Annotated in this window: 31 protein-coding genes; 16 read left to right on the forward strand and 15 right to left on the reverse strand. The window is 75.1% G+C overall.

Translation table 11 applies throughout. The annotated features are described in order from the left end of the window. Window positions 1-22: 22 nt before the first annotated feature. Window positions 23-976 carry a TIGR01777 family oxidoreductase gene (locus KK617_RS11825; RefSeq protein WP_277500222.1) on the reverse strand — a complete coding sequence of 318 codons (954 nt, stop codon included), beginning with the start codon at window positions 974-976 and terminating at the stop codon, window positions 23-25. Between the two features lie 285 nt (window positions 977-1,261). On the opposite strand from KK617_RS11825, the gene KK617_RS11830 reads away from it, so the two are divergent. Further along, complete coding sequence (locus tag KK617_RS11830; RefSeq protein WP_277500223.1) at window positions 1,262-1,768, forward strand: hypothetical protein; 507 nt, start codon at window positions 1,262-1,264, stop codon at window positions 1,766-1,768. Window positions 1,769-1,802: 34 nt separating this feature from the next. Continuing rightward, on the forward strand, window positions 1,803-2,390 hold the full coding sequence (locus KK617_RS11835; protein WP_277500224.1) for a dienelactone hydrolase family protein: 588 nt from the start codon (window positions 1,803-1,805) through the stop codon (window positions 2,388-2,390). A 9-nt stretch (window positions 2,391-2,399) separates the two neighbouring features. On the opposite strand, the gene KK617_RS11840 is transcribed toward KK617_RS11835, so the two are convergent. The 3 genes from KK617_RS11840 to KK617_RS11850 all read right to left on the reverse strand — a co-directional run bounded on the left by KK617_RS11840 (window position 2,400) and on the right by KK617_RS11850 (window position 5,205). Continuing rightward, on the reverse strand, window positions 2,400-2,777 hold the full coding sequence (locus KK617_RS11840) for a hypothetical protein (protein WP_277500225.1): 378 nt from the start codon (window positions 2,775-2,777) through the stop codon (window positions 2,400-2,402). After that, complete coding sequence (locus tag KK617_RS11845; RefSeq protein WP_277500226.1) at window positions 2,774-4,555, reverse strand: HAMP domain-containing sensor histidine kinase; 1,782 nt, start codon at window positions 4,553-4,555, stop codon at window positions 2,774-2,776. Before KK617_RS11845 ends, KK617_RS11840 begins: the two co-directional genes overlap by 4 nt. A gap of 170 nt (window positions 4,556-4,725) precedes the next feature. Next, window positions 4,726-5,205, reverse strand: coding sequence for an EVE domain-containing protein (locus KK617_RS11850; RefSeq protein ID WP_277500228.1), 480 nt, complete (start codon window positions 5,203-5,205; stop codon window positions 4,726-4,728). A 58-nt stretch (window positions 5,206-5,263) separates the two neighbouring features. Between KK617_RS11850 and KK617_RS11855 the strand changes: the two genes are divergently transcribed. Next, a complete protein-coding gene (locus KK617_RS11855) occupies window positions 5,264-5,947 on the forward strand; it encodes a helix-hairpin-helix domain-containing protein (RefSeq protein ID WP_277500230.1) in 684 nt (227 codons plus the stop codon). A gap of 7 nt (window positions 5,948-5,954) precedes the next feature. Here the strand turns inward: KK617_RS11855 and KK617_RS11860 are convergent, their stop codons facing one another. Further along, complete coding sequence (locus tag KK617_RS11860; RefSeq protein WP_277500231.1) at window positions 5,955-6,584, reverse strand: 3-oxoacid CoA-transferase subunit B; 630 nt, start codon at window positions 6,582-6,584, stop codon at window positions 5,955-5,957. A gap of 1 nt (window position 6,585) precedes the next feature. Next, complete coding sequence (locus KK617_RS11865; RefSeq protein WP_277500232.1) at window positions 6,586-7,368, reverse strand: CoA transferase subunit A; 783 nt, start codon at window positions 7,366-7,368, stop codon at window positions 6,586-6,588. Between the two features lie 182 nt (window positions 7,369-7,550). On the opposite strand from KK617_RS11865, the gene KK617_RS11870 reads away from it, so the two are divergent. The 3 genes from KK617_RS11870 to KK617_RS11880 all read left to right on the forward strand — a co-directional run bounded on the left by KK617_RS11870 (window position 7,551) and on the right by KK617_RS11880 (window position 10,756). Next, window positions 7,551-8,339: an IclR family transcriptional regulator gene (locus KK617_RS11870; protein ID WP_277500233.1), complete on the forward strand. Its 789-nt coding sequence runs from the start codon at window positions 7,551-7,553 to the stop codon at window positions 8,337-8,339. A gap of 94 nt (window positions 8,340-8,433) precedes the next feature. Next, window positions 8,434-10,083 carry an FAD-binding dehydrogenase gene (locus KK617_RS11875; RefSeq protein ID WP_277500234.1) on the forward strand — a complete coding sequence of 550 codons (1,650 nt, stop codon included), beginning with the start codon at window positions 8,434-8,436 and terminating at the stop codon, window positions 10,081-10,083. Between the two features lie 133 nt (window positions 10,084-10,216). Beyond that, entirely contained in the window at window positions 10,217-10,756 is a 540-nt protein-coding gene (locus KK617_RS11880) for a DinB family protein (RefSeq protein ID WP_277500235.1), read from the forward strand. Between the two features lie 28 nt (window positions 10,757-10,784). Here KK617_RS11880 and KK617_RS11885 read toward each other — a convergent pair whose 3' ends face one another. After that, window positions 10,785-11,558 (reverse strand): SDR family NAD(P)-dependent oxidoreductase, encoded by a 774-nt coding sequence (locus tag KK617_RS11885; protein WP_277500236.1) that lies wholly within the window; start codon window positions 11,556-11,558, stop codon window positions 10,785-10,787. A gap of 93 nt (window positions 11,559-11,651) precedes the next feature. Here KK617_RS11885 and mshA point away from each other — a divergent pair, with 93 nt between their 5' ends. Both mshA and KK617_RS11895 read left to right on the forward strand, forming a co-directional pair. Continuing rightward, a complete protein-coding gene (mshA, locus tag KK617_RS11890; protein ID WP_277500237.1) occupies window positions 11,652-12,905 on the forward strand; it encodes a D-inositol-3-phosphate glycosyltransferase in 1,254 nt (417 codons plus the stop codon). Between the two features lie 61 nt (window positions 12,906-12,966). Next, complete coding sequence (locus KK617_RS11895) at window positions 12,967-13,464, forward strand: YbjN domain-containing protein (protein WP_301799691.1); 498 nt, start codon at window positions 12,967-12,969, stop codon at window positions 13,462-13,464. Here the strand turns inward: KK617_RS11895 and KK617_RS11900 are convergent. The 3 genes from KK617_RS11900 to KK617_RS11910 all read right to left on the reverse strand — a co-directional run bounded on the left by KK617_RS11900 (window position 13,461) and on the right by KK617_RS11910 (window position 16,391). Continuing rightward, on the reverse strand, window positions 13,461-14,426 hold the full coding sequence (locus tag KK617_RS11900) for a DMT family transporter (RefSeq protein ID WP_277500239.1): 966 nt from the start codon (window positions 14,424-14,426) through the stop codon (window positions 13,461-13,463). The genes KK617_RS11895 and KK617_RS11900 overlap by 4 nt on opposite strands. A 76-nt stretch (window positions 14,427-14,502) precedes the next feature. After that, window positions 14,503-15,180, reverse strand: a complete 678-nt coding sequence (locus KK617_RS11905) for a response regulator transcription factor (protein ID WP_163774485.1) — start codon at window positions 15,178-15,180, stop codon at window positions 14,503-14,505. Beyond that, window positions 15,177-16,391 carry an ATP-binding protein gene (locus KK617_RS11910; RefSeq protein ID WP_277500240.1) on the reverse strand — a complete coding sequence of 405 codons (1,215 nt, stop codon included), beginning with the start codon at window positions 16,389-16,391 and terminating at the stop codon, window positions 15,177-15,179. The genes KK617_RS11905 and KK617_RS11910 overlap by 4 nt, the downstream gene beginning before the upstream one ends. A gap of 132 nt (window positions 16,392-16,523) precedes the next feature. Between KK617_RS11910 and phoU the strand changes: the two genes are divergently transcribed. Further along, on the forward strand, window positions 16,524-17,186 hold the full coding sequence (phoU, locus tag KK617_RS11915; protein ID WP_277500242.1) for a phosphate signaling complex protein PhoU: 663 nt from the start codon (window positions 16,524-16,526) through the stop codon (window positions 17,184-17,186). A gap of 90 nt (window positions 17,187-17,276) precedes the next feature. On the opposite strand, the gene KK617_RS11920 is transcribed toward phoU, so the two are convergent. The 3 genes from KK617_RS11920 to KK617_RS11930 all read right to left on the reverse strand — a co-directional run bounded on the left by KK617_RS11920 (window position 17,277) and on the right by KK617_RS11930 (window position 19,665). Beyond that, on the reverse strand, window positions 17,277-18,020 hold the full coding sequence (locus KK617_RS11920; protein ID WP_277500243.1) for a phosphoglyceromutase: 744 nt from the start codon (window positions 18,018-18,020) through the stop codon (window positions 17,277-17,279). Between the two features lie 5 nt (window positions 18,021-18,025). Next, a complete protein-coding gene (locus KK617_RS11925; RefSeq protein ID WP_277500244.1) occupies window positions 18,026-18,733 on the reverse strand; it encodes a hypothetical protein in 708 nt (235 codons plus the stop codon). 98 nt (window positions 18,734-18,831) lie between these two features. Continuing rightward, the gene (locus KK617_RS11930) at window positions 18,832-19,665 is read right to left on the reverse strand and encodes a UbiA family prenyltransferase (RefSeq protein ID WP_277500245.1); all 834 of its coding nucleotides are present in this window, start codon (window positions 19,663-19,665) and stop codon (window positions 18,832-18,834) included. A gap of 190 nt (window positions 19,666-19,855) precedes the next feature. On the opposite strand from KK617_RS11930, the gene KK617_RS11935 reads away from it, so the two are divergent. From KK617_RS11935 to KK617_RS11950, 4 genes are all read left to right on the forward strand, one after another. Beyond that, entirely contained in the window at window positions 19,856-20,341 is a 486-nt protein-coding gene (locus tag KK617_RS11935) for a CarD family transcriptional regulator (protein ID WP_277500246.1), read from the forward strand. Between the two features lie 132 nt (window positions 20,342-20,473). Beyond that, window positions 20,474-21,184 carry a glycosyltransferase family 4 protein gene (locus tag KK617_RS11940; protein ID WP_277500247.1) on the forward strand — a complete coding sequence of 237 codons (711 nt, stop codon included), beginning with the start codon at window positions 20,474-20,476 and terminating at the stop codon, window positions 21,182-21,184. Continuing rightward, window positions 21,184-21,732, forward strand: coding sequence for a glycosyltransferase (locus KK617_RS11945; RefSeq protein WP_277500256.1), 549 nt, complete (start codon window positions 21,184-21,186; stop codon window positions 21,730-21,732). The genes KK617_RS11940 and KK617_RS11945 overlap by 1 nt, the downstream gene beginning before the upstream one ends. Before the next feature lie 10 nt (window positions 21,733-21,742). Continuing rightward, window positions 21,743-22,321: a 2-C-methyl-D-erythritol 4-phosphate cytidylyltransferase gene (locus KK617_RS11950; RefSeq protein ID WP_277500248.1), complete on the forward strand. Its 579-nt coding sequence runs from the start codon at window positions 21,743-21,745 to the stop codon at window positions 22,319-22,321. On the opposite strand, the gene KK617_RS11955 is transcribed toward KK617_RS11950, so the two are convergent. Then, a complete protein-coding gene (locus KK617_RS11955) occupies window positions 22,308-23,042 on the reverse strand; it encodes an IspD/TarI family cytidylyltransferase (protein WP_277500249.1) in 735 nt (244 codons plus the stop codon). The two genes, KK617_RS11950 and KK617_RS11955, sit on opposite strands and share 14 nt — an antisense overlap. A gap of 150 nt (window positions 23,043-23,192) precedes the next feature. On the opposite strand from KK617_RS11955, the gene nirD reads away from it, so the two are divergent. Both nirD and KK617_RS11965 read left to right on the forward strand, forming a co-directional pair. Further along, a complete protein-coding gene (gene nirD, locus KK617_RS11960) occupies window positions 23,193-23,546 on the forward strand; it encodes a nitrite reductase small subunit NirD (protein ID WP_277500251.1) in 354 nt (117 codons plus the stop codon). A 44-nt stretch (window positions 23,547-23,590) separates the two neighbouring features. Next, window positions 23,591-24,388 carry a MerR family transcriptional regulator gene (locus tag KK617_RS11965; protein ID WP_277500253.1) on the forward strand — a complete coding sequence of 266 codons (798 nt, stop codon included), beginning with the start codon at window positions 23,591-23,593 and terminating at the stop codon, window positions 24,386-24,388. Here KK617_RS11965 and ispF read toward each other — a convergent pair. Next, window positions 24,385-24,870, reverse strand: coding sequence for a 2-C-methyl-D-erythritol 2,4-cyclodiphosphate synthase (gene ispF / locus KK617_RS11970; RefSeq protein ID WP_277500257.1), 486 nt, complete (start codon window positions 24,868-24,870; stop codon window positions 24,385-24,387). The two genes, KK617_RS11965 and ispF, sit on opposite strands and share 4 nt — an antisense overlap. A gap of 125 nt (window positions 24,871-24,995) precedes the next feature. Between ispF and KK617_RS11975 the strand changes: the two genes are divergently transcribed. Then, window positions 24,996-25,347, forward strand: a 352-nt coding sequence (locus tag KK617_RS11975; protein WP_277500254.1) for a hypothetical protein, incomplete at its 3' end; no start/stop codon positions are given.

Raw genomic sequence — 25,347 nt, forward strand, 5'->3', positions numbered from 1 at the left:
CGGCCTGCTGTCGCAGGTGCGCTCAGCGCGACCGCACCTGCCGCACGAGGTCGGCGGCGGCCTCGGGCCACGACGGGTGCTCGAAGGTGAAGCCCGCCTCGAGCAGCCGCCCGGGCACGACGCGGCGGCTCTTGAGGAGCAGCTCCGTGTCGCTGCGCAGCGCGAACGCCCCGAGCGCGGCCATCCACCGCGTGGCCGGCAGGCCGGGGCGGTGGCCCCACTCCCGGCGCAGGGCGCGCATCAGCTCTCGCTGGGGGAGCGGCTCCGGGGCGGCGACGTTGACCGGCCCGTCGATGTCGTCGCGCTCGAGGAGCAGCAGGACGGCGCGGACGAGGTCGTCCTCGTGGATCCACGAGACGTACTGCCCGCCGCCCGCCACCGGCCCACCCACGCCGAGGCGCGCCATCCACAGCAGGTAGTCGAGGATGCCGCCGCGGTCGGGGCTCATCACGAGGGCGGTGCGCAGCGCCACGCGGCGGGTGGCGGGCGTCGCCGCCTCCGCCTGCGCCGCCTCCCAGCTCCGCGCGATCCGCACGCTGTACTCCCAGTACAGGGGTACGTCGGGCTCCTCGCCGCCGATGACGCCGTGGGTCTCGTCGTGGGCGGGGCCGCGCGTGTCGGCGTAGATCGTCGCGGTGCTCATCTGCAGCCACACCCGGGGCGGCCGTTCCGCCTGCGCGATCGCGGCGCCGACGACCCGGGTCGAGGTGACCCGCGAGTCCATCATCTGCCGCAGGTTGCGGTCGGTGTAGCGGCAGTTGACGGAGCGGCCGGCGAGGTTGACGACGGCGTCGACCCCGTCGAGCTCCTCGGCCCACGGGCCGACGGTGCGCCCGTCCCACACCACGTGCCGCACGCCCGGCTCGAGGGCCTCCGGACGCCGGCTGAGCACGACGACGTCGTGCCCCTCCGCCGCCAGCGCCCGCCGCAGGATGCCTCCGACCTGCCCGGTCCCGCCGGGTATCACGATCCTCATGGGCTGACCGTAGCGCAGAACTGAACGCGTTCAAATAGGCGGCGGGCCTAGGACGCGACAGGATGCCCCGGTGACCGGACCAGAGCACCCGAGCGCTGTCGACATGGCGGGCCCACCAGCGCCGTGAGATCCCTCCTCGAACGGCTGCGCGGCTGTAGGTCGGGCTCGTTCCGGGAGCCCGCGGACTCCGGAGACGCCCGGGCCCTGAGCGCCGCCTGGGCGGCGGCGTGGCCGGGACACGCGCCCGACGCGTGGGAGGTCCGGGCGCTGCCAGGCGCCCACCACGTGCGGCTCGACGGACTGGCCGACGGCCGGCTGCCGCACGGTGACGCGGACGACGCCGACGTGGTGGACCTCTACCTCCGGCTCGTCCGGCGGCTGCGCAAGCTGCACGAGGACGAGCCCCTCGTGATCGTCGGGCACGAGTACGGGCGACGCAACATCATGGCTGGCCACTTCCGGAGGGCGTTCCCCGAGGCATGGCCCTGGCGGACCGACCGTCCGTACGGGGGCGTGCAGCGCGGCGGTGAGCCCATCACGTACTTCTGGGTCGTGGGTCCCGGGGTAGAGGCCGGTGAGCTGCGCCGTCTGCTGCGGGAGATCGTCCGCGACGAGGCGCTCACGGTCGTCCTGGCCCCGTCGTCCTTCACGTGGCTGTTCTACCCCTTCGGGCAGGCGGGCGACCTCGCCGTCGTCGACCGTTGGCGCTTCGACCTCGTGCTCGCCGAGTTCGAGGCGTGGGTGTGCCACCACGACGACGTCCCGGACGACGGGTTCCCGCCCGGCGCCTAGGGTGGCCGCCGTACCCCCAGCCGAGGAGGCAGCCATGGCCACCGTCGTCCTGTTCCACCACGCCCAGGGCCTGACGGACGGCGTCCTCGGGTTCGCCGAGCGCCTCCGCGAGGCCGGCCACGAGGTCCACACCCCCGACCTCTTCGACGGGCGCACGTTCGACACGGTCGTCGACGGGGTCAACCACGTCGCCGACATCGGCTTCCCGGCGATGCTGCAGCGCGGGGCGGCCGCGGTCGGCCACCTCCCGACCGAGCTCGTGTACGCCGGGTTCTCCCTCGGCGTGCTGCCCGCGCAGATGCTCGCGCAGGGTCGTACGGGCGCCCGAGGTGCGCTGCTCCTCGAGGCCTGCGTGCCGCCCAGCGAGTTCGGCGACCGCTGGCCCGACGAGGTCCCGGTGCAGGTGCACGGCATGACCGAGGACCCGTACTTCGCGGGCGAGGGCGACCTCGATGTCGCCCGGGCGCTCACCGCGCAGGTCGAGGGCGGCGAGCTGTTCCTCTACCCCGGGGACGCGCACCTGTTCGCCGACCCGACGCTGCCGTCGTACGACGAGGAGGCCGCCGGCCTGCTCATCGACCGCGTCCTGGCCTTCCTGGAGCGGGTGGACGCCCGGGCCTGAGCCAGGACGTCAGGAGCGCGGGCCCGTGCTGCCGCCGCGGTCGAGCTCGGCGGTCGTCATCGCGCGCAGCGCCCCGGTGTCGCCGTCGAGGACCGCGCCGTGGCGGGCGCCGGCGTCGTCGCGCCACACGATGTCGACCCGCGCGTCGATGGGGCGCAGCAGGAGCACCAGCTGGCCGTCGCCCTCCTGCAGGCTGCGGGCCCGCACGTCGGAACCCGGGTAGAGCGCGGTGCGGGGGTGGGGGAGGGCGACCACGTCGTGGACCGTGCCGTGCCCCGCCCAGCTGACGTGGTGGCTGCGGTGCTGCTCGTCGCCCTGCGCGGAGCTGCGGACGACGAGGTGGCCCGGTCGTCGGACCTCGCCGTGACGTTCGTGCGTCAGGTTCACGGGGTGCGCTCCTGGGGCAGGCGGATCGTGGCGGTGGTCCCGGCGCCGGGGGCGCTGTCGAGCTCGATGGTGCCGGCGTGCGCGGCGACGACGCGCTGCGCGACGGGCAGGCCGATGCCGAGGCCCTGGGTGGCGCTGCGGCGGGCCCGCTCGGTGCGGTAGAAGCGCGTGAACGCCTGGCGCGCCTCCGCCGGGGTCATGCCGTCACCCGTGTCGCGCACGGCCACCACGGCGTCGGGGCCGTTGGGCCCGTCCTCGCGGCGCACCGTGATGGTGACGCAGCCGCCGTCCGGGGAGTGCTTGACGGCGTTCGACACGAGCTGGTCCACGGCCTGCGCCAGGCGGGGCTGCGCCAGCACGCGCACCGGCGCGGGTGGTACGTCGAGGCGCAGCGTCGTGCTGCGCTCGGCCGCCAGCGCGCGGTGGCGGTCGTGCGCCTGGCGGGCCAGGTCGGCGAGGTCCGTCGGGCTGCGGTCGCCACCGACGTCGGCGAGGTCCTCGCGGGACGCCTCCAGCAGGTCGTTGATGCGTCCCATGAGGACGGCGGCGTTGCGGCGCGCGGAGTCGACCGAGCGCACCAGGCGCGGGTCACCCGGGCGGTGGCCGCCGTTCTCCAGCGCCTCGGCGAGCAGCTCGTTGTGGCCGATGATCGAGGTGAGCGGCGTCCGCAGCTCGTGGGAGACGGTCGAGAGGAACCGGTCGCGCACCTCCACCGCCTCGGTGAGCTCGGTGACGTCCCACGCAGCGACGACGGACCCGAGGTGCACCGGCGGCTCGTCGGCCCGCTCGTCGGCCGCCCCCGAGCCGGGACCCGTGCCCGTGCCGGGGAGGGGGCCGCGGTGCTGCCCGCCGCCGGAGGGGGCGCGGCCCTCCCACAGCTGGTGGCAGGAGGCCATCATGGCCCGCTGGTCGCCGGGCGGACCGACCCAGTAGAGCCGGCCGGGCTCGTCGTCGCCCCGTCGGGCCCGGGCGACGATCTGCTCGCGGGCCGGGACCGGGGTGACGCGGTCCTCGTAGAAGACGCGGTGGGGGGAGCCCGGGGGCGGACCGACGGGGACGGGCTGGCTCGCGTCGTACCCCGCGAGCGCCGCGAGGTGCCGCGCGTAGGGGTTGAGCAGCGCGGGGCGGCCGCGGTCGTCGAGGTAGCAGACGCCGGCGTCGATCACGCCCGTGACGCGCTCGGCGACGAGCAGGCGGTGCCGCGCCAGGTCGAGCTGCTCCCGCAGCGCCGCCCGGGAGGCGAGGAGGTCGTCCTGCTTGCGCTGCAGCAGCATCGCCAGCGAGCGGGCGGTCACGACCACCGCGATCGTCACCACGGGGAACAGCGAGGCCTGCACCCAGGCGAGGCCGGTGGACAGGCCGGTGCCGGGACCGACGAAGGTCCAGGCGCTCTGGGCGAACGCCCCCGCCAGCGCGAGGACGATGCCGCGCCCCCCGAACTCGAACGCCAGCCACGTCAGCGGCAGCACCGAGAGCAGGCCGATCGAGCGGAGGTCGCCCAGGTCGAGGCGCAGCACCACGGTCGCCAGCAGGGTGGCCGCGGGCACGACGATGCGCCAGGCGAGGCCCCAGCGCTCCCACGGCGCGGCGAGGGCGGCGACGGAGGCCGCGGCGACGAGGGCGAGGGAGAGGACGATGGGTGTGCTCGCCAGGAGGTGCGGGGCCGTCAGGGCCAGGGCGGTCGCCAGGTAGGCCGTCAGCAGCAGCGTGGGCAGCTGCCAGACGACGAACACGCGCACGCGTCCGCGCAGCGTCACATCACGTTCCGGTCCGAGCACCCGAGTGTCCTTCCATCTCCACGCACCGCGCGTGGGAGGGAACAGTCCACACCAGGAACGGGATGACGCCACCGTGCTTGTGGACAACCACCGCACAACTTGTGGCGGTGCAGAAGCGGTCTTCAGCAGGGCGCGGGAGGCGGCGCCGCAGCGCCGGGGTCCTCGCCAGACTAGGGCTTCGCGGCGCCCCTGTCCGACGATCCGGCGGGCCAGGCCGGCAGCAGCGGGACCAGCACGGCGAGCTGCTCGCGGGACACCCAGGACGGGTTGGAGCCGGCGGGCATCCGCAGCACCTCGAGGTCGCCCGCGCCGGCGGCCCGGACCTCCTCGGCCGGCACGCCGTCCGGCAGGAGCGGTACGTCGAGCCCGACCTCCGGGCGTCCGTCACCGTCGCGGGGGCGCACGGCGGCGGTCACGTTCCCCAGCCCCCAGATGCCGCGCGTCAGCAGCCGCCCGTCGCCGGACACCCAGAGGAGCACCCGGTCGCCCGGCGCCATCATCCGGCCGCGGTAGTTGTCGCTGACGCAGCGCCTCGTCACCACGAGCGGTACGCCGCCCCTCGCCGCCGCGACCAGGTCGGGGTTCGCGCGGGGGTCGGTCTTGACGAGCCACGCGCCGAGCGTCGCGGGGGTGATGCGGGCGGTGGCCACGCTTCGTTCCTACCAGGACCGGGCATGAAGACCGCTCGGAAGGGGAAGGAGAGCAGCCGTGAGCAACGGCAGGAACACCACCCTCGTGAGCTGGCTGTGGGCGCTCGTGCCCGCTGTCACGCTGGGCCTCGGCACCCCGGCGATCATGGCCCACGCGGCGGTCAAGAAGCGCAGCCGGGCGCAGGCGGTCGCCGTCGCGGTCTACCTGGCCGCGGTCGCGGCGCTGTTCGGCGTCGACCGTGATCGGGGCGGCCTCGATGCTGCCCTGTTCACGGCGGCGATGGTCGTGCTCCTGTTCGTGGGTCTGGCGCACGCCGTGGCGATCCGGGCGTGGGTCTTCGCGGACGACAGTCCTGCGGTGTCCCGCTCGCAGCCGTCGCCCGTGCTCGAGCAGCAGGCCGCGGCGGTCGCCGTGCACCGGGAGACGGTAGCGGCACGGGAGACGGCCCGGCACCTGATGGACGACCAGCCCGCGCTCGCGCACGAGCTGCGGATCGGACGCCCCGATCTCGTCGGCCGGACGTTCCCCGACGGTGGCCTCGTGGACGTGAACCGCGTCGACGCCCGCACCCTCGCGCAGCACGCCCACCTGCCCCTGCCGCTGGCGGAGCAGGTGGTGGCCGTGCGGGACGGCATCGGCGGGTACGGGTCGTTCGACGACCTCGTCGCGCTCTCCGGCGTCCCCCCGCACGAGCTCGACCCCGCCCGGGGCGTGCTGGTCTTCAGCCGCCGCCTCGGGTGACGCGGGCTCAGGCCAGCAGGTCGGGCTCCGTCTTGGCGCGGACCTCGGCCTCGTCGACGCCCGGCGCGAGCTCGACGAGGCGCAGGCCGTCGGGGGTGACGTCGATGACGGCGAGGTCGGTGATGATGCGCTGCACGACGCCGCGGCCGGTGTAGGGCAGCGAGCACTCCCGCACGATCTTGTAGGACCCGTCGCGCGCCACGTGCTCCATGAGCACGACGACCTTCGCGGCGCCGTGGACGAGGTCCATCGCGCCGCCCATGCCCTTGACCATCTTCCCGGGGATCATCCAGTTGGCGATGTCGCCCGCCTCGGACACCTGCATGGCGCCGAGGATGGCGGCGTCGACCTTGCCCCCGCGGATCATGCCGAAGCTGGTCGCGGAGTCGAAGTAGGACGCGCCCCGCCGCACCGTCACCGTCTCCTTGCCGGCGTTGATGAGATCGGGGTCGACGGCATCGTCGGTGGGGTAGGCGCCGACGCCGAGGATGCCGTTCTCGCTCTGCAGCACGAGCTCGACGTCGTCGGGCACGAAGTTGGGGACCCGGGTCGGCAGGCCGATGCCCAGGTTCACGTAGGAGCCGTCGTGCAGCTCTCGGGCCGCGCGGGCCGCCATCTCGTCGTGGGTCCAGCCCATGTCAGGCCTCCTCGCCGCTCGCGCGCACCGTGCGCTTCTCGATCCGCTTGTCCGCCGCCTGCTCGGGGGTCAGCGGCACCACCCGGTGCACGAAGACGCCCGGGAGGTGCACGTGGTCGGGGTCGAGGTCGCCGGGCTCGACGAGCTCCTCGACCTCGGCGATCGTCACCCGGCCGCACATGGCGGCCAGCGGGTTGAAGTTGCGGGCCGAGCGGCGGAACACGAGGTTGCCGTGGCGGTCGCCGCGGGCGGCCCGCACCAGGGCGAAGTCGGCGACGATCGCCTCCTCGAGCACGAACTCCTTCTCGCCGTCGGTCGTCTCGAAGACCTGGGTCTGCTTGGCGGGCGAGGCCTTCACGACGTTGCCGTCGGCGTCGTAGCGCCAGGGCAGGCCCCCGTCGGCCACCTGGGTGCCGACGCCGGTGGCGGTGAAGAACGCGGGGATGCCCGAGCCGCCCGCGCGCATCCGCTCCGCCAGGGTGCCCTGGGGCGTGAGCTCGACCTCGAGCTCGCCGGAGAGGTACTGCCGCGCGAACTCCTTGTTCTCCCCGACGTAGGAGGCCACCATCCGCCGCAGCCGGCCCGCTCCGAGCAGCAGGCCGAGGCCCGCGTCGTCCACGCCGGCGTTGTTGGAGAACGCCTCCAGCTGGTCCACGCCCGTGGCGAGCAGTGCCTCCAGCAGGACGGTCGGGATCCCGCAGAGGCCGAAGCCCCCGACGGCGATGCTCGACCCCGACCCGATGTCCGCGACCGCCTCAGCGGCCGAGGCGACGACCTTGTCCACCCGGCTCCTCCTGCCCTCGTCCTGCCCTCGTCCTGCTGCGTCCGTCCGGTGTCGCCCGAGCGACCCGTCCGCGAGTCCACCGCTGGGCCCGCACGGGGTCAAGCGACCGGTCGGGACTGCTCGCCGGGTGACCGCCTCTCGCTGGACGCGTCCACTGAGCGGACGCGTCGTACGATCCCGTCGTGAGCGAACCCCTGGGCATGGTCGGGCGCACCGCGGCCGTGCTGCGGGCGCTCGCCGAGCTCGACGCCGCGGGAGCCCGCACGGCCGACCTCGCCCGGGCCGTCGGGCTGCCGCGCCCGACGGTCCACCGGCTGCTGAGCGCGCTGCTCGAGGAGGGGTTCGTGGACCGCGCGGCCGGGAGCGGCCGCTGGCACCTCGGGCCGGAGCTGTTCGTGCTGGGCGCGGCGGCGGCACGTCGCTACGACGTCGCCCAGGTGGCCCACCCCGCGGTGCGGCGCCTCGCCGAGGTGACGGGGGAGAGCGCCTTCTTCTCGGCGCGCCGCGGCGACGACACCGTCTGCCTGCTGCGCGAGGACGGTGACTTCCCCATCCGCTCCCACGTGCTCGTCGAGGGTGCACGGTTCCCGCTCGGGGTCGTCTCGGCGGGGCTCGTCGTGCTCGCCCACCTGCCCGACCGCGAGGTGGAGGACTACCTCGCCCGCGTCGACCTCGCCCCCCGGTACGGCGCGCCCCACGCCCCCGAGGCGTTGCGGGCCCGCATCGCCACCACCCGGGCCGACGGCTACGCCACCAACCCCGGGCTCATCGTCGAGGGCAGCTGGGGGCTCGCCGCCGCGGTGTTCGACGGCGCGGGTCGCCCGGCGTGGGCGCTGACCCTCACGGGGATCGAGGCCCGGTTCGCCCCCGCCCGGCGCCGCGAGCTGGGCGCCCTGCTGCTGCGCGAGGCCCACGCGCTCGGGACCCGGCTGAGCGCCGGCCCCGCTCGCACGCCCGTCCCCGACGCCTGACGCGCCCCCGGCGTACCGCCCCGCGGGGACGCCCGGTGCGCCATCATGGGCGCGGCCGACCGGGAGGTGCCCGGCCGGGGGAGGGAGCCCACCCGTGCGCACGGACGTCGTCGTCGTCGGAGCCGGCCTGGCCGGACTGGTCGCCGCGGCGGAGGCCGCCGACGCGGGCCGCTGGGTCGTGCTGGTGGACCAGGAGCCCGAGCAGTCGCTGGGCGGCCAGGCGTTCTGGAGCCTCGGCGGGCTCTTCCTCGTCGACAGCCCGGAGCAGCGGCGCATGCGCGTGCGCGACTCCGTCGACCTCGCGCTGCAGGACTGGATGGGCTCCGCGCAGTTCGACCGTGAGGAGGACCGCTGGCCCCGGGCCTGGGCGGAGGCCTACGTCGACTTCGCCGCGGGCGAGAAGCGCTCGTGGCTGCGGGCGATGGGCCACCGCATCTTCCCGGTGGTGGGCTGGGCCGAGCGCGGCGACGGGCGGGCCGAGGGCCACGGCAACTCGGTGCCGCGCTTCCACATCACGTGGGGCACGGGCCCGGGCGTCGTCGCGCCGTTCGAGCGGCGGGTGCGTGAGCACGTGGCCACGGGCCGGCTCAAGCTCGCGTTCCGGCACCGCGTCGACGAGGTCGTCGTCGAGGGCGGTGCGGCGGTGGGCGTGCGCGGGCGCACCCTCGCCCCGGACGACGTCCGGCGCGGCGGCGCCTCCAACCGCGACGAGACCGGCGACTTCGAGATCCGCGCGCAGGCGGTCGTCGTCACCAGCGGCGGCATCGGCGGCGACCACGACCTCGTACGGCGCAACTGGCCGGCCCGCCTCGGCGAGCCGCCCGCGTCGATGGTCGCCGGTGTCCCGGCCCACGTCGACGGCCGGATGCTCGGCATCACGGAGGCGACGGGCGCCCGCGTCGTCAACCCCGACCGCATGTGGCACTACGTCGAGGGCATCCGCAACTGGGACCCGATCTGGGCGAACCACGGCATCCGCATCCTGCCCGGCCCCTCCTCGCTGTGGCTCGACGCGAACGGCGACCGGCTGCCCGCGCCGTACCACCCCGGGTTCGACACCCTGGGCACCCTGCGCCACCTGCGCTCCACCGGCCACGACCACTCGTGGTTCGTGCTGACGCAGAAGATCATCGAGAAGGAGTTCGCGCTCTCGGGATCCGAGCAGAACCCCGACCTCACCGGCAAGGACCTGCGGCTGCTGCTCAAGCGTGTCACGCCCGGCGCCCCGGGCCCGATCGAGGCGTTCAAGGAGCACGGCGAGGACTTCGTCGTGGCCGACGACCTCACGACCCTCGTCGCCGGCATGAACGAGCGCAACGGCACCGCCCGCATCGACGAGACCGCCCTGCGCCGCCTCGTCGAGCAGCGCGACCGCGAGATCGAGAACCCGTACACGAAGGACGCCCAGATCACCGCGCTGCGGGGGGCGCGGGGCTACCTGGGTGACAAGCTCGTCCGCGTCGCCTCCCCCCACCGCCTCCTCGACCCGGCGGCGGGTCCGCTCATCGCGGTCCGCCTGCACGTGCTGACGCGCAAGAGCCTCGGCGGGCTCGAGACCGACCTGCGCGCCCGCTGCCTCACCGCGTCGGGCGCCCCCCTGCCGGGCCTGTACGCCGCGGGCGAGGTGGCGGGCTTCGGCGGCGGCGGCATGCACGGCTACAACGCGCTCGAGGGCACGTTCCTGGGCGGCTGCCTCTTCTCGGGGCGTACGGCGGGGCGCGCCGCCGCCGCCGACGTGCGCTGAGGCGACGCCCCCGGGGAGCGGTCGCGACGACGTCGGGAAGGCGGACCGCCACGGTCCGCCACCGGCGCTAGCGTGCGGGCATGGACACCACGAAGGATGTGCTGCACGCTACCTGCGCTCGCACCGCGAGGCGGTGCTGTGGAAGCTCGAGGGACTGCCCGAGCGCGACCAGCGCTGGCCCGCGACCCCGTCGGGCACCAACCTGCTCGGTCTCGTCAAGCACCTGGCGTTCACCGAGGCGGGCTACTTCGGGCTCGTGTTCGGACGCCCGCCGCACTGGGCGCCCCAGTGGGTGCTCGACATCGCCACGGGGGCCGACGAGGAGCCCAACTCCGACATGTGGGCGCGCCCCGACGAGTCGCCCGAGGAACTGGTCGCCCTCTACCGCCGGATGGCGTCCCACTCCGACGACACCATCGCCGCGCTCCCGCTCGACGCCCCGGGTCGGGTGCCGTGGTGGGGCGAGCAGGGCGACACGACGCTGCACCACGTGCTCGTCCACATGATCGCGGAGACGGCGCGGCACGCCGGGCACGCCGACGTCGTCCGGGAGGGCATCGACGGGGCCCGCGGCCTGGCCGCCGGCAACGACAACCTGCCGGACGCCGACGAGGCGTGGTGGGACCGCTACGTCGACCGTCTCCGCGACGTGGCGCAGGCGGCCGACGGCTGAGCGCCGCCCGGCGCCGGCAGTTGGCCCCTCAGGCGCCGGGCGCCACGCGGTGCACCTTGTGCTGCGCCGCCTGGGCGCGGGGCCGGATGACGAGCTCGTCGATGTTGACGTGGCTCGGGCGCGTGACGACCCAGCCGATGGCGTCGGCGACGTCCTCGGCGACCAGCGGGTCGGGCACGCCGGCGTACACGCGGTCGGCGGCCTCCTGGTCGCCGCCGAAGCGCACGAGGGAGAACTCGGGCGTGTGCACCATGCCGGGCGCGACCTCCGTGATGCGGACGGGCTCGCCGACGAGCTCGAGGCGCAGGGTCTGCGTGACGACCTTCGTGCCGTGCTTGGCGGCGGTGTAGCCGGCGCCGCCCTCGTAGGCCACCCGGCCGGCGGTCGAGCCGACGTTGACGACGACGGCGTCGCCGCTGGCCCGCAGCGCGGGCAGCAGGGCCTGGGTCACCTGCAGCAGGCCGACGACGTTGACGTCGTACATCGCGCGCCACTGCTCCGCGTCCGCCCGCTCGACCGGGTCGGAGCCGAACGCCCCGCCGGCGTTGTTGACGAGCACGTGCACCACGTCGCCCGCGGCCCGGGCGAGGTCGGCGACCTGGGCGGCGACGGTGACGTCGCAGGCCACCGCGGTGCCGTCGATCTCGGCGGCGAGCGCCTCGACCCGCTCGGCGCGCCGGGCGGCGCACACGACGTGGAACCCGGCGGCGGCCAGGGTGCGGGCGGTCGCCGCACCGATGCCGCTGCTGGCTCCGGTGACGACGGCGGTACGGCGGGTGGCGGGGGCGCTGGGCGTGGACATGCGCCCAGTCTGACCGACCTTGGGGCCGGGGTGGACAATGGGCGGCGGTGCCCGGTCCCCGACGTGGGGCGGGCCGAGGCGAGGAGGTGCCGGGTGAAGCGGGTCGCGATGGTCAGCCTCCACACCTCGCCGCTCGACCAGCCCGGCACCGGCGACGCCGGCGGCATGAACGTCTACGTGCTCGAGCTCGCGCGCCGCATCGGCGCCCTCGGCGTGGACGTCGAGGTGATGACGCGGGCGACGTCGTCGCGCCAGCCCGCCGTCGTGGAGGTGGCCGAGCACGTCCGCGTCAGCCACCTCGTGGCCGGCCCCTACGAGGGCATGGACAAGGCCGACCTGCCCGCCCAGCTGTGCGCCTTCGCCCGCGAGGTGCTCCGGCAGGAGGCCGAGGCGCCCCGCGGCCACTTCGACGCCGTCCACACCCACTACTGGCTGTCCGGCCAGGTCGGGGCCCTGGCCCGCGACCGGTGGGACGTGCCGCTCGTGCACTCCATGCACACGATGGCGAAGGTCAAGAACGCCGCGCTCGCGGCCGGCGACCGCCCCGAGCCGGCCGTGCGCGTCATCGGGGAGGAGCAGGTCGTCGACGCGGCCGACCTCCTCGTGGCCAACACCGTCCGCGAGGCCGACGAGCTGGTGAGCCTGTACGGCGCGGCGCCCGAGCGCGTGCAGGTCATCCACCCCGGTGTCGACCTCGGACGCTTCCGTCCGCAGCACCGCGCGAGCGTCCGCGCCGCGCTCGGGCTGCCGCGCGACGCCCGCGTCGTGCTCTTCGCCGGCCGCATCCAGCCCCTCAAGGCGCCCGACGTGCTGGTGCGCGCCGTGGCCCGCCTGCTCGCCGACGACCCGGCCCTGCGCCCCGGTCTCGTCGTCCCCATCGTCGGCGGTCCGTCGGGCTCGGGGCTGGCCCGCCCGGAGGCCCTGGCGCAGCTGGTCGGCGAGCTCGGGCTCGACGACGTCGTCCGGTTCGTGCCGCCGGTCGGCCAGGCCGAGCTCGCGTGGTGGTACGCCGCCGCCGATCTCGTGGCCGTGCCGTCGTACAACGAGTCGTTCGGCCTCGTCGCGCTCGAGGCCCAGGCGACCGGTACGCCGGTGGTCGCCGCCGGCGTCGGAGGCCTGACGACGGCCGTGCGCCACGGCGAGAGCGGCTGGTTGGTCGACACCCACGAGCCGGGCGACTGGGCCGCGGTGCTGCGCCGCCTCCTGCGCGACGACGCCGCGCGCCTCGCGCTGTCGGCGGGAGCGCTGGAGCACGCCCGCGGGTTCGCCTGGGAGCGGGCCGCGGAGGCCACGCTGGCGGCGTACGAGCACGCGCGTCGCACGATGCGCGTGACGGCAGGACGGTGACCCGGTGAGCGAGCTGGACGAGCAGCAGCCCGAGCCCGACGTCGACGAGGGGGCCCGCGCGCTGGTGCGCGCCTACCTCGAGGCGGGCGGCATCGAGCACGACGAGCAGGTCCCCGGCGTCTTCTCCCTCTCGCTGCCCGGCGAGCGCAAGCTGACGATCCCGGTGCGCCTCGACGTGGGCCGGCACGCGCTGGGGGTGCACGCGTTCGTGTGCCGCAACCCCGACGAGAACCACGAAGGCGTCTACCGCTGGCTGCTGCAGCGCAACCTGCGGATGTACGCCGTCGCCTTCGCCGTCGACCGCACCGGCGACATCTACCTCGACGCGCGCCTGCCGCTGGAGGGGCTCGGCGAGGAGGGGCTCGACCGCCTGCTCGGCTCGGTGCTGACCTACGCCGACGAGTCGTTCAACACGATCCTCGAGCTGGGGTTCGCCACCTCCATCCGCCGCGAGTGGGAGTGGCGCATCGAGCGCGGGGAGTCGACCCGCAACCTCGACGCGTTCCGGGGCTGGCTCGAGCAGGGCCCCGACACCGACGCCGGCGCGCGGCGCGGCTAGGACCCTGCAGCGGCCGGCCGCGGCCGGCGCCGGGTCAGCAGCACGCCGCCGATGCACAGCGCGCCGCCGAGGAACGCCAGCGGCGGGGGCACCTCGTCGAGCGCCACCCATGCGATGCCCGCGGCGAGGAACGGCACGAGGAACGTCGTCAGCGCCATCGTCGAGGCGTTGGTGCGCGACAGCGCGTAGGCCCAGGTGCTGAACGCCAGCGCCGTCGGGAACAGCCCGAGGTAGACGATCCACACCACGGTGTCGACCGACGAGTCGCCCAGCATCGTCACGAGGTCGCCGGCCCAGGGCAGGCACACGGCCGCGCCGATCGCGCAGGCCAGGAAGGTCACCTCCAGGGCGCCCGCGTGGGCCAGCACGGGCTTCTGGCTCAGCACCCCCACGGCGTAGGTCAGCGCGGCGACGAGGGCGAGCAGCACGCCGCCCAGGTCACCCGTGCCGTGGCCCGAGGAGGCCTGCGCGATGACCACGACGCCCGCGAAGCCCACGACCATGCCGACGACGAGCCACCGGTGGAGCACCTCGCCGAGGAACACGGTGGCCAGCAGCGCGACGAGGATCGGGCCGACCTGCACCACCAGGGCGGCGGTGCCGGCGTCGATGCGCCGCTCCGCGGCGTTGAGCGCCACGTTGTAGACCCCGAACCAGGCGACGCCGCAGAGCAGCAGGACGGGGAGGTGCCGGCGTACCGGCCAGCGCAGCGAGGAGCGGCGGCGCAGCAGCAGGAGCGCCCCCAGCACCAGGGCGGCGACGAGCAGCCGGCCGAGCGACAGGGCGCCCGGCGAGACGGACTCGCCGAGGTGGCGGATCGCCACGAAGGCCGAGGCCCACAGCACCAGCGTCACGGCGCCGGCGGCCACCGGCAGCCAGGGCCGCTCCGTCGGGCGGGGCGTGACGTCGTCGGGCGCGGGGGCCGGGGCGGGGGCCGCGGCGGGCGGGGGAGTGCTGCTCACCCCCGCACGCTAGGGCACCCCGCCGACCCGGCGACACTGGGTTTCCTGCCGGGCCGCGACGATCCCCCGCCAACCCTCAGAGGTCGAGCTTGTAGCCCAGGCCGCGCACGGTGACGAGGTACTTCGGCTCGCTCGGGTCCGGTTCGAGCTTGGCGCGCAGGCGCTTCACGTGCACGTCGAGCGTCTTGGTGTCGCCGACGTAGTCGGAGCCCCACACGCGGTCGATGAGCTGGCCGCGGGTCAGCACCCGGCCCGGGTTGCGCAGGAACATCTCGAGCAGCTCGAACTCCTTGAGCGGCAGCCGCTGCTCGTTGCCGTCGACCGTGACGACGTGACGCTCCACGTCCATCCGCACCGGCCCGGCCTCCAGCGTGGAGGGCGACAGGTCCGGCTCGGCGCCGCGCCGCAGCACGGCGCGGATGCGGGCCACCAGCTCGCGGGGCGAGTAGGGCTTGGTGACGTAGTCGTCGGCGCCCAGCTCGAGGCCGACCACCTTGTCGACCTCGTCGTCCTTCGCGCTGACCATGATGACCGGCACGCTCGAGGTCTGCCGGATCTGGCGGCACACCTCGGTCCCGGGGATGCCGGGGAGCATGAGGTCGAGCAGGACGATGTCGGCGCCGTTGCGGTCGAACTCGGTCAGGGCCGTGTTGCCGTCGGCGGCGATGGCCACCTCGAAGCCTTCCTTGCGGAGCATGTAGGCGAGCGCGTCGCTGTAGCTCTCTTCGTCCTCGACGACGAGTACCCGCGTCACGGGCGTTCCTCCTGGTGGGTGGGGCGGAGCTCGGAGCTGGACACGAGGTCCCGGGGGTCCTCGGGCACGACGAGGTCGTCGTGGTGGGGGGAGTGGTCCAGGCTGCGGGGCAGCCGGAGCCGGAAGGTCGAACCCTGGCCCTCGACGGACCAGACGCGCACATCGCCGCCGTGCGTGGCGGCGATGTGCTTGACGATGGACAGGCCGAGGCCGGTGCCGCCCGTCGAGCGGTGGCGCGCCGGGTCGACGCGGTAGAAGCGCTCGAAGATGCGGTCGATGTCGCTGGCCGGGATGCCGATGCCCTGGTCGGAGACCGCGATCTCGACGTCGTCGTCGCACGCCTTCGCGGTGATCGCCACCGTCGAGCCGGCGGGGCTGTAGGTCACCGCGTTCGCGACGAGGTTGCCGACCGCGATGAGGATCTGCTCGCGGTCGCCGAGCACCACGAGGTCGGGCTCGGCCGAGAAGGCCACCGTGACGTCGCGCGTCTGCGCGTCGATCGTGTTCGTGTCGACGGCGGCCTCGACGACCTGGGCGACGTCGACCGGCGCGGCGTGCTCCAGCGGGTCGTCGCCCTGCAGGCGGGAGAGCTCGATGATCTGCTGGACGAGCACGGAGAGCCGCTCGCTCTCCTTGATCATCCGCAGCGCGAAGCGCTCGACCGCCTCGGGGTCCTCCGACGCCTCGACGGCTGCGTCGGCCAGCAGGCGGATGGCGCCGACGGGGGTCTTGAGCTCGTGGCTGACGTTCGCGACGAAGTCGCGGCGCACCGCCTCCACGCGGTGCTCGCGGGTGCGGTCCTCGACCAGGCCGAGCACGAGGCGCGAGCCGAGCGGCGCCACCCGGGCCACGATCGTGCGCGTCGGGTAGCCCGGGCGCGCCATCGTGATCTCCTGCTCGCGGATCTGCCCGTCGCGGCGCACGTCGCGCACCATCTCGGCCAGGCGCGGGTCCACGACCTCGCGGCCACGCACGATGCCCAGCGCGTACGTCGGGGCGGAGGCCTTGAGCACGACGTCGTCGTCGTCGACCACCAGGCCGCTGCTGCGCAGCACGGACAGGACGTCGGCGACGCCGGCGGGCAGGGCGGGCTCGGCGGCGGGCGGGGCGGAGCGCTGCAACCGGTCGCTGATGTGCCAGGCCATCACGGCCGACCCGGCCACGAGGGCGCCCAGGAGGGCAGCCACGAGTGCCTGGGTCGACGGGTCCACGCGGCGATCGTACGCATCCTCCACCCGTGCCCCCTCCGCCGTGGACCCCTGCGAGGGGATGTTCACCGCCCGTTCACGCATCGATCGCCGCAGCGGTCGGCGGCCCCGCGGGGCACGTCGTACCGTCGGGGCATGCGCGTCATCTTCCACGAGAAGCTCGACTCCCTCTTCGACGACCTGGCCACGATGGCCGGCCTGATCCGTCACGCGGTCGCCGACGCCACGGAGGCGCTGCTCTCGGGCGACGCCGAGATCGCCGAGCGCGTCATCTCCGCCGACAAGGAGATCGACGACCTCCGCGAGCGCACCGAGGAGAACGCGTTCGCGCTGCTCTCCCTCGAGGCCCCGGTCGCGGGCGACCTGCGCGTCGTCGTCGCCGCGCTGCGGATGGTCACCGAGCTGGAGCGCATGGGCGACCTCTCGGTGCACGTCGCGAAGATCGCCCGCCTGCGCGTGCCGGAGCTCGCGGTCCCGGAGCCGGTGCGGCCCACGCTCGAGCGCATGGCGAAGGTCGCCGAGACCATGACGGCGCGCGTCGAGACGATCATCGCGAACCGGGACGCCGAGTCGGCCGCCGACCTGCGCCTCATCGACGACGAGATGGACCAGCTGCGGCGCGCGACCTTCACGGCGATGCTCGGCGACGACTGGCCGCACGGCGTCGAGGCCGCCGTCGACCTGGCCCTGCTGGGCCGCTACTACGAGCGGATCGCCGACCACGCCGTCTCCGTCGCGAACCGCGTCGTCTTCGTCGTCACGGGCGAGAACCCGTCGGCGCACCAGGTCGCCCGCTGACCCACCGACGACGAAGGGCCCGGAGTGATCTCCGGGCCCTTCGTGCGTGGGGTGGCCGTCGTGACGGCGTCACGGGGGGTACGGCGGGACTCAGCGCCCCTGGTTGGCGACGGCCGCCGCGGCCGCGGCGGCGGCCTCGGGGTCGAGGTACTCCCCGCCGCGCACCGTCGGCGTCATCGACGCGTCGAGGCGGTAGACCAGCGGCATGCCCGTCGGGATGTTGAGCCCGGCGATCTCGTCGTCACCGATCTGGTCCAGGTGCTTGACGAGGGCGCGCAGGCTGTTGCCGTGCGCGGCGACGAGCACCGTGCGGTCGGCCTGCAGGTCCGGGACGATCTCCGACTCCCAGTACGGCAGGAACCGCTCGATGACGTCCTTCAGGCACTCGGTGCGGGGCAGCTCGTCACCGAGGTCGGCGTAGCGGGGGTCGCCGGCCTGCGAGAACTCGTCGTCGTCGGCCAGGGGCGGGGGCGGCACGTCGAACGAGCGGCGCCAGAGCATGAACTGCTCCTCGCCGAACTCCTCGAGCGTCTGCTTCTTGTCCTTGCCCTGGAGGGCGCCGTAGTGGCGCTCGTTGAGGCGCCACGAGCGCTTCACGGGGATCCAGTGGCGGTCGGCGGCGTCGAGCGCGAGCGCGGCCGTGTTGATGGCGCGGCGCTGCAGCGAGGTGTGCACGACGTCGGGGAGCAGGCCCGCCTCGCGGATGAGCTCGCCGCCCCGGACGGCCTCGGCGCGACCCTGCTCGGTCAGCGCCACGTCCACCCAGCCGGTGAAGAGGTTCTTGGCGTTCCACTCGCTCTGGCCGTGGCGCAGGAGCACGAGGGTGTGCGTCATGGCGCTCAGCCCTCCGAGCCGTCGTCGGTCGCGGACGTGGTGGGCTCGCCCGAGGTCGTCGGGGCGACCGTCGCGGCCTCCCCGGCGACGCCGTCGGCCGAGCGGTCGAGACCGGCCCAGGGGTTCTCCGCGCCGTCGTGCGCCTCCTCGTGCTCCTCCCCGTCGCCGCTCTCGTGCCCGTCGCGGCGGGGCTCGGTGGTGAGCTCGTCGTCGTCGGGGACGACGGGCACCCACATGGTGCGGGCGTCCTCGCCCTCGCCGACCTCGAACGGGATGGAGGCACCGGCGTCGACGTCGTCGCCGGACACGGTGATGGGCTCCATGGTCTCGTCGGCGAGGTTGACCGCCTCGTTGCCCGAGAGCTCGAACGGCTCGTAGCCGACCAGCTCGACGCCCTCGGTGGCCTCGATCTGCGGGGTCGTCATGGTGTCGCGCGAGGTGTTGAGGAAGGTGGCGACCAGGGTGCCCCGGCCGTCCTCCGCGGACACGATCACCATGCCGTTGACCTGCACGAGCGCGTCGAGGGAGGACACGCGGTAGTTCGCCCCGTGGTTCGGCACGTAGGGCCGGTCCGTCTCGACGTCGAAGCCGGTCAGCTTCGAGCAGCCGGTCAGCGCGGGGGCCGCCAGCAGGGCCCCGGCCAGCACGGCGCCGGCGGTGCGGCGCCTGCGGGCGCGGGAGGCGGCGGAGGTGCGTGCGGGGGTGCGCGACATCGTGTCTACCTTCGACGGTCGGTGGGCGGGACCTGCGCCGCGCCGGGGCGTGGCGGACGACAGCCTAGCGTCCGGCCCGGGGCCGGGGACGCGTGCCCTCAGGCGGTCAGCCCGACGGTGGCCCCGGCGACGAGGAGCCCGACCACGACCAGGCCGGTCGCCACCCCGGAGAGCAGCAGCAGCCGCGAGGCGCCCGTCCGCAGGGCGACCCGGAGGGGGAGGTGGCGGCGGCCGTCGCGGTTGTCCTGCACCAGCCCGGGCAGGGCCCGCAGGAAGTGCACGCACACGCCGAGGAGCGCCGCCAGCGCGACGACGACGAGGTGCGGCGGCTCGCCCTCGTGGCGCCCGCCGAACCCGCCGTACGAGAGGAAGACCGGGTAGAGGCCGAAGGAGACGGCCCACGGCAGCCACGACAGCACGCTGCCCCGCAGCACGAGGTTGCCCAGCAGGGCGACCACGAGGCTGCCGACGTACGCAGCGGCGGCCACCAGACCGTTCGCCACGGACAGGGGCACGAGGGCCAGCACCGCCGCCGCGACGGCGAACCACACGGTCCCCGCGTCGAGGCGCCCGTCGGCCACCGGCTTGCCGGCCCGTCCCGCGTCGCGGTCCGCCTCGGCGTCCACGACGTCGTTGTGCCACCCCAGCACGGCCTGGCCGATCGCCACCGTCAGCCCGACGAGCGCGACCTCCTCCACGGGACGCCCGGCGACGAACGCGGCCAGGGCCACGGCGGCGGCGGTGAGCACCAGCTGGCGGGGGTGGGCGGCGACGACGAGGGCCAGGGCGTTGCGGACGGCGCCGGGCACGGGGATGCGTCGGCGGGCGCGCGCGGGAGCGGCGTCCGAGGGGCTCGTCGAGGTCGGCGAGGGGGACGAGGACGGCGACGCCGCGGACGTCGTCGTCCCGCTGCTCGTGGTCGGGGCGGCCATGGAGGGGAGTATCGGTCACGACGGGCCGCCCGGGGAGGTCTTGCGCGCAGATCGCGTCCACCGCGGGCGTGCGCACCACAGCGGATCCTGTCTTGTCAACCCCTTGCGAGGCGCTGACCTGCACAAACGTCCCTGAGAGGGAGATGAGAGCCGTGTTAGACTCGACCCCCTAGGAAGGGGAACCTGACATATGACTTTCACCGTCGGCGAAACGGTCGTCTATCCCAATCACGGGGCCGCAGTCATCGAGGACATCGAGATGCGGAAGATCAAGGGAGAGGACCGGCAGTACCTGGTGCTGCGGATCGTGGCCCAGCAGGACCTGGTGGTGAGGGTGCCGGCGTGCAACCTCGACCTCGTCGGAGTGCGCGACGTCGTGGACAAGGCCGGCCTGGACCGGGTGTTCGACATCCTCCGCGCCGAGCAGGTGGAGGAGCCGACCAACTGGTCGCGCCGCTACAAGGCCAACCTGGAGAAGCTGCACAGCGGCGACGTGAACAAGGTGGCCGAGGTCGTCCGCGACCTGTGGCGCCGTGAGCGCGACCGCGGTCTGTCGGCCGGCGAGAAGCGCATGCTGGCGAAGGCGCGCCAGATCCTCGTGTCCGAGCTCGCGCTCGCGGAGAGCACGAACGAGGACAAGGCCGAGTCGATCCTGGACGACGTGCTCGCCTCCTGAGCACCACCACTGCACCACCACTTCCGTCGAGGGCCCCCGGGGTGATGACCCCGGGGGCCCTCGTCGTCCCGGTGCCCGGGTCGTCCCGCCTGAACGACCCCCGTGCCGGGTAACGGCACGGGAGGAGGTCGCATGACGCACGACACGCCCACGTTCCCGGGGACCCACCCCGGCGCCCGCCCGCAGCCCCGTCCGGAGGTACGGCGGGAGCCCCGCCCCGACCCGGCCCGGGGACGCCGGGTGCTCCGTGCCCCCCACCGCCCGCCCGCGTCCTCCGTCCCGCCCGCGACGTGCCTCTACACGCCCTCGGCGGACCCCTCCGGGATGGGTCAGCACATGCTCGACCTCGCCGCCTGCCTCTTGGAGCGGGGCACCGACGTCACCCTCATGGCGTGGCCCACCGACCCGGGCCGGCGCCTCCTCGAGCGCGCGGCGGCCGCGGGCGCCGTACCCGTCGCCCTGCCCCACCCCCGCGACCCGGGCTTCGCCGCCGCGATCGCCACCCACCTGCGCCGGCGCCACGTCGCCGTGTTCCACGCCCACGTCGGGACGGGCCGGGAGAACTTCGACGGCGCCCGCGCGGCCCGGGCGGCCGGCGTGCCGGCCGTGGTGCAGACCCTGCACCTGCCGTGGATGCTCTCGGAGCGACGCAAGCGCGACCCGTTCTTCGCCGCGATCGCGGACGTCGACCACCTCGTGACCGTGTCCGAGGCGCAGCGGGCGACGTACCTGCGGATCGGTGTGCCGCCCGGGATGCTGAGCACCGTGCCCAACGGCGTGCGGCCCCGGGGCGGGCCGCCGCCCGCCGCGCCCTCGGGCTCGACGCGCACCAGCCGGTCGTGATGGCGGTGGGGCGGCTGACCGTGATGAAGGGGCAGCGCTACCTCGTCGACGCCCTGCCCCACCTCCTCGCGCAGTGGCCCGACCTGGCCGTCGTCGTGGTCGGCTCCGGCCACCTCGAGGCGGCCCTGCGCACCCAGGCCGAGACGCTCGGCGTCGCGCACGCCCTGCATCTCGTCGGCCACCGGTCCGACGCCCGCGACCTGCTCGACGCCGCGGACGTCTTCGCGTTGCCCTCGCTGCACGAGGGGATGCCGCTGGCCGCCATGGAGGCGATGGACGCCGGTCTCCCCGTGGTCGGCACCTCGGTGGTCGGCACCGCCGAGATCGTCGAGCCGGGTCGCACCGGCGAGCTCGTGCGCCCCCGCGACGCCGTGGCCCTCGCCGGGGCGATCGCCGGTCTGCTGCGCGACCCCGCCCGCCGGGCCGCGCAGGGTGCGGAGGGACGGCGCCGCTTCGCGGAGCGCTTCACCGCCGACGAGATGACGGCCCGCACGACGGAGGTCTACCGCTCGGTGCTGCGCGCCGTCGGCGCCGACGTCGCGGGCTAGGTTGGCGAGCGTGACCCAGGACAGCGAGCAGCCGGCGTACCCCGAGGTGGAGGGGCCCGTCTGGGGTGCCGTCGTGGAGGAGGGGCGCGGCGCGCTGCCGTTCGCGCTCGTCCACGGCGAGTCGCTCGTCGCGTGCGCCTCGTGGGCCCTCGGCGCGGCGGAGGTCGAGGCCGTCGCCCTCGGCACGCCGTGGGCCGTCGTGCAGGAGGCCGAGGTGCCGTTCGTGCTCCACGACGCGCTGTGCCCGCTCCTCGACGCCGGGGTGATCCTGGAGTGCGTGCGCCGGGCCGTCGCCGAGGACGTGGTCGTCGTCGGGGTGCGCCCGGTGACCGACACCGTGAAGCTGGAGCGCGGCGGCGTGCTCGGCGGCACCGTCGACCGCGACCACCTCGCCGCGGTGGCCTCGCCCGTCGTGCTGCCTGCCGGCGTCGTGGCCGACCTGGAGCGCCTGCCGTCGACCGACTTCGCGGCGCTGACGACCGTGCTGCAGGCGCGCTACCCCGTCGTGCTGGTCGAGGTGCCCGCCAGCGGGGCCCGCGTGTCGTCGGTCGCCGACCTCGCCGTGCTCGAGGCGCTCACGGCCGGATGAGGTGCTCGGCGACGCGCACGTCGCCGGGCCAGGTCACCTTGAGGTTGGTGGCGTCCGAGGGGACCGCCACGACCTCCACGTCCGGCCCACCGTGACCGGGTCGCCCCGCCCAGGCCGCGACGCACGAGGCCGTGTCGGTGCCGGTGAAGCCCGTCTCCTCCGCCCAGCGGTGCGCCGCGAGCAGCACGTCGGCGCGGAACGCCTGCGGGGTCTGCACCGCCACGGTCCGGGATCCGCGCCCCGCGCCCGGCACCGGGCCGCCGTCGCGGCGCACGAGGCCCGTGACGGGGTACGCCGGGACCGCGCCGCCGTGCTCCCGGGCCGCGGCGAGCACGGCGTCGTACAGAACCGGGGCGGCGAGCGGACGGGCCGCGTCGTGCAGCGCGACGACGTCGATGCTCCCGTCGTCCACCTCCGCCTCGAGCGCCCGCAGGGCGGCGCGCTCGGAGGCGTGCCGCGTCGCCCCGCCCACCGTCACCCGCACCTCGCGGTCGGCGTGGTCCGGGTGCTCGAGGAGCACGGGCGCCACGGCGTCGGCGACCTCCGCCTCGTCGCCGGGGCGCACCACGACCACGAGGTGGTCGACCTCGCCGACGGCCAGGGCGGAGCGCAGCGCGTGCACCAGCACCGGCGCACCGGCGACGGGCAGCAGCACCTTGTTGACCCCGGCGCCGACACGGGTGCCGGACCCGGCGGCGAGCAGGACGACGGCGGCGCTCACGAGCGCTCCCTCCGGACGGTTGTTTTTCACGGGCGTTACACACCGACACGCGGCGTTGACACGCAGAGCCTAGTTTCCGAGCGACCAGCGAGATCTCGGGCCTCGCGGCGCCTGCCGGCGCAGCGCGGTCCGTCGGAGCGAGGGGGACCGATGGGCGGGGCGCAGGAGTGGCGACCGGTCTGCCGCGTGGCCGAGCTCGAGGTGGAGCGCGGGGCGACCGCGCTCGTGCACGGCCAGGCCATCGCGCTGTTCCGGCTGCCGGACGACCGGGTGTTCGCGCTCGGCAACCACGACCCGTTCGCGCACGCGTCGGTGATGGCACGCGGCATCGTCGGGTCCCGCGACGGCGTGCCGTTCGTCGCCTCACCGGTGCACCGGCGCTCCTTCGACCTGCGCACCGGTCGTTGCTGCGAGGACGAGGGGGTCTCGGTGCCGGCGTACGAGGTGCGGGTCGTCGAGGGCGTCGTCCTGGTCGGCGGACGCCGCCAGGAGGCCGCTGCCTGAGCGTCGTGCCCGCCGGTGGGGACCTCCCTGCGATGATGGCCGCGATGAGTGCGCGCCACGGGGAGATGACGATCGACGAGCTCGCCGCACGGGTCGGGATGACCGTGCGGAACGTCCGCGCGTACGCGACCCGTGGCCTCATGGCCGCACCCCGTCTCGTGGGCCGCAAGGGCTACTACAGCGAGGAGCACGTCGCCCGCCTCGCGCTGGTGCGCGACCTCCTGGACCGCGGCTACACCCTCAACGCCGTCGAGAAGGCCCTGGCGGAGAACCCGCACGTGCCCGAGACCCACGCCCTCGACCTCCTGACGCTGCTCACCCGCCCCGTCGGCGGCACGGTCGAGCCGGAGGAGATCGCGGTCGACGCCCTGGCCGAGCTGGCCGGCATCGAGCACGACGACGACTTCGTCGCGCGCCTCGAGGAGCGCGGCCTGCTGGTGCGGGTCGACCCCGACACCGTGCGCCTCCTGCGGCCCGCGCTCGTGCGCGCCGGCGCCCAGGCCATGCGCCTCGGGCTGGGCAAGGAGCGCGTGCTCGAGCTCTTCGGCCAGTCGCAGGACCTGCTGGGCCGGATGGCGGGGGCGTACGTCGGGGCCTTCCGCGACGACGTGTGGCGCCGCTTCCTCGGCGAGGGCATGCCCGAGGAGAAGTGGCCCGCGCTGGTCGGCAGCATCGAGACGCTGCTGCCGGTCGTCAGCCAGGCCGTGCTCGCGTCGTTCCGCTACGAGCTGGCGCGGGTCATCGAGCAGGCCCTCGCCGAGGAGCTGGGCGCGCTGACCGGCGAGCAGGCCCAGGCCCTCTTCGGCGGTGACGACGGCGCGCTCGGGTCGTTCGGCGCCTAGCCGGCCGGCTGGTCGAGGGGGACGACGAGCGCCGTCGCGACGGCCGCCACGCCCTCGCCGCGCCCGGTGAGCCCCAGCCCGTCCGTCGTCGTCGCCGACAGCGTCACCGGCGCCCCGACCACGGCGCTGAGGACCGCCTCCGCCTCGGCCCGGCGCGCCCCGATCCGGGGGCGGTTGCCGATCACCTGCACGGCGACGTTGCCGACCACGAAGCCGGCGGCGCGCACCCGCCGTACCGTCTCGGCGAGCAGCGCCGTCCCGGCGGCACCCGCCCAGGCCGGCTCGGCCGTGCCGTAGTTCGACCCCAGGTCGCCCAGGCCGGCCGCGGACAGCAGGGCGTCGCAGGCCGCGTGGGCGGCGACGTCGGCGTCGGAGTGGCCCTCGAGGCCCTGCTCCTCGTCCGGGAAGTGCAGGCCCGCCAGGTGCATCGGGGCGCCCGGGGCGAACCGGTGGACGTCGGTGCCGACGCCCACACGGGGCAACGCGGGGGGCAGCGCGGGCGGGAGGGGGTGGGGGGAGGGGTGGGGCTGGCCGTGCACGGGGGCGTCGCCGGATACGGTCACGTCGGGCATCATGCCGGACGGTCGGGGCCGAGAGGAGGACGGGCGTGGAGGAGCGCACCCGCGTCGCGTGGGCCGGTTCCGGCCTCGTCGCGGCCCTCCTCGGGTTCGGCGTCAGCGAGCTCGCCGCCGGCGCGCTCACCCTGCACACCGGACCCCTGCCCGGGGTGCGTGAGGCGGTGCAGCGGCTGCTGCCGGCGGAGTTCGTCGTGCACAACGGCATCGACCTCGTCGCCCTCGCGACCGGCCCGCTGCTCACCCTGCTCGTCGCCCTCGTCGTGGCCGGCCTCGCGCTCGCCTCGGGCCTCGCCGCCGCGCGCGGCTGGCGCCGCCCCGCCGTGGTCGCGGCCGGCGTGGGCGTGGTGGGCGCCGCGCTGACCCTGGTGCGACCCGGCGCCG

Origin of the sequence: Nocardioides sp. ChNu-99, from assembly GCF_029493445.1 — a bacterium.
Lineage (GTDB): Bacteria > Actinomycetota > Actinomycetes > Propionibacteriales > Nocardioidaceae > Nocardioides.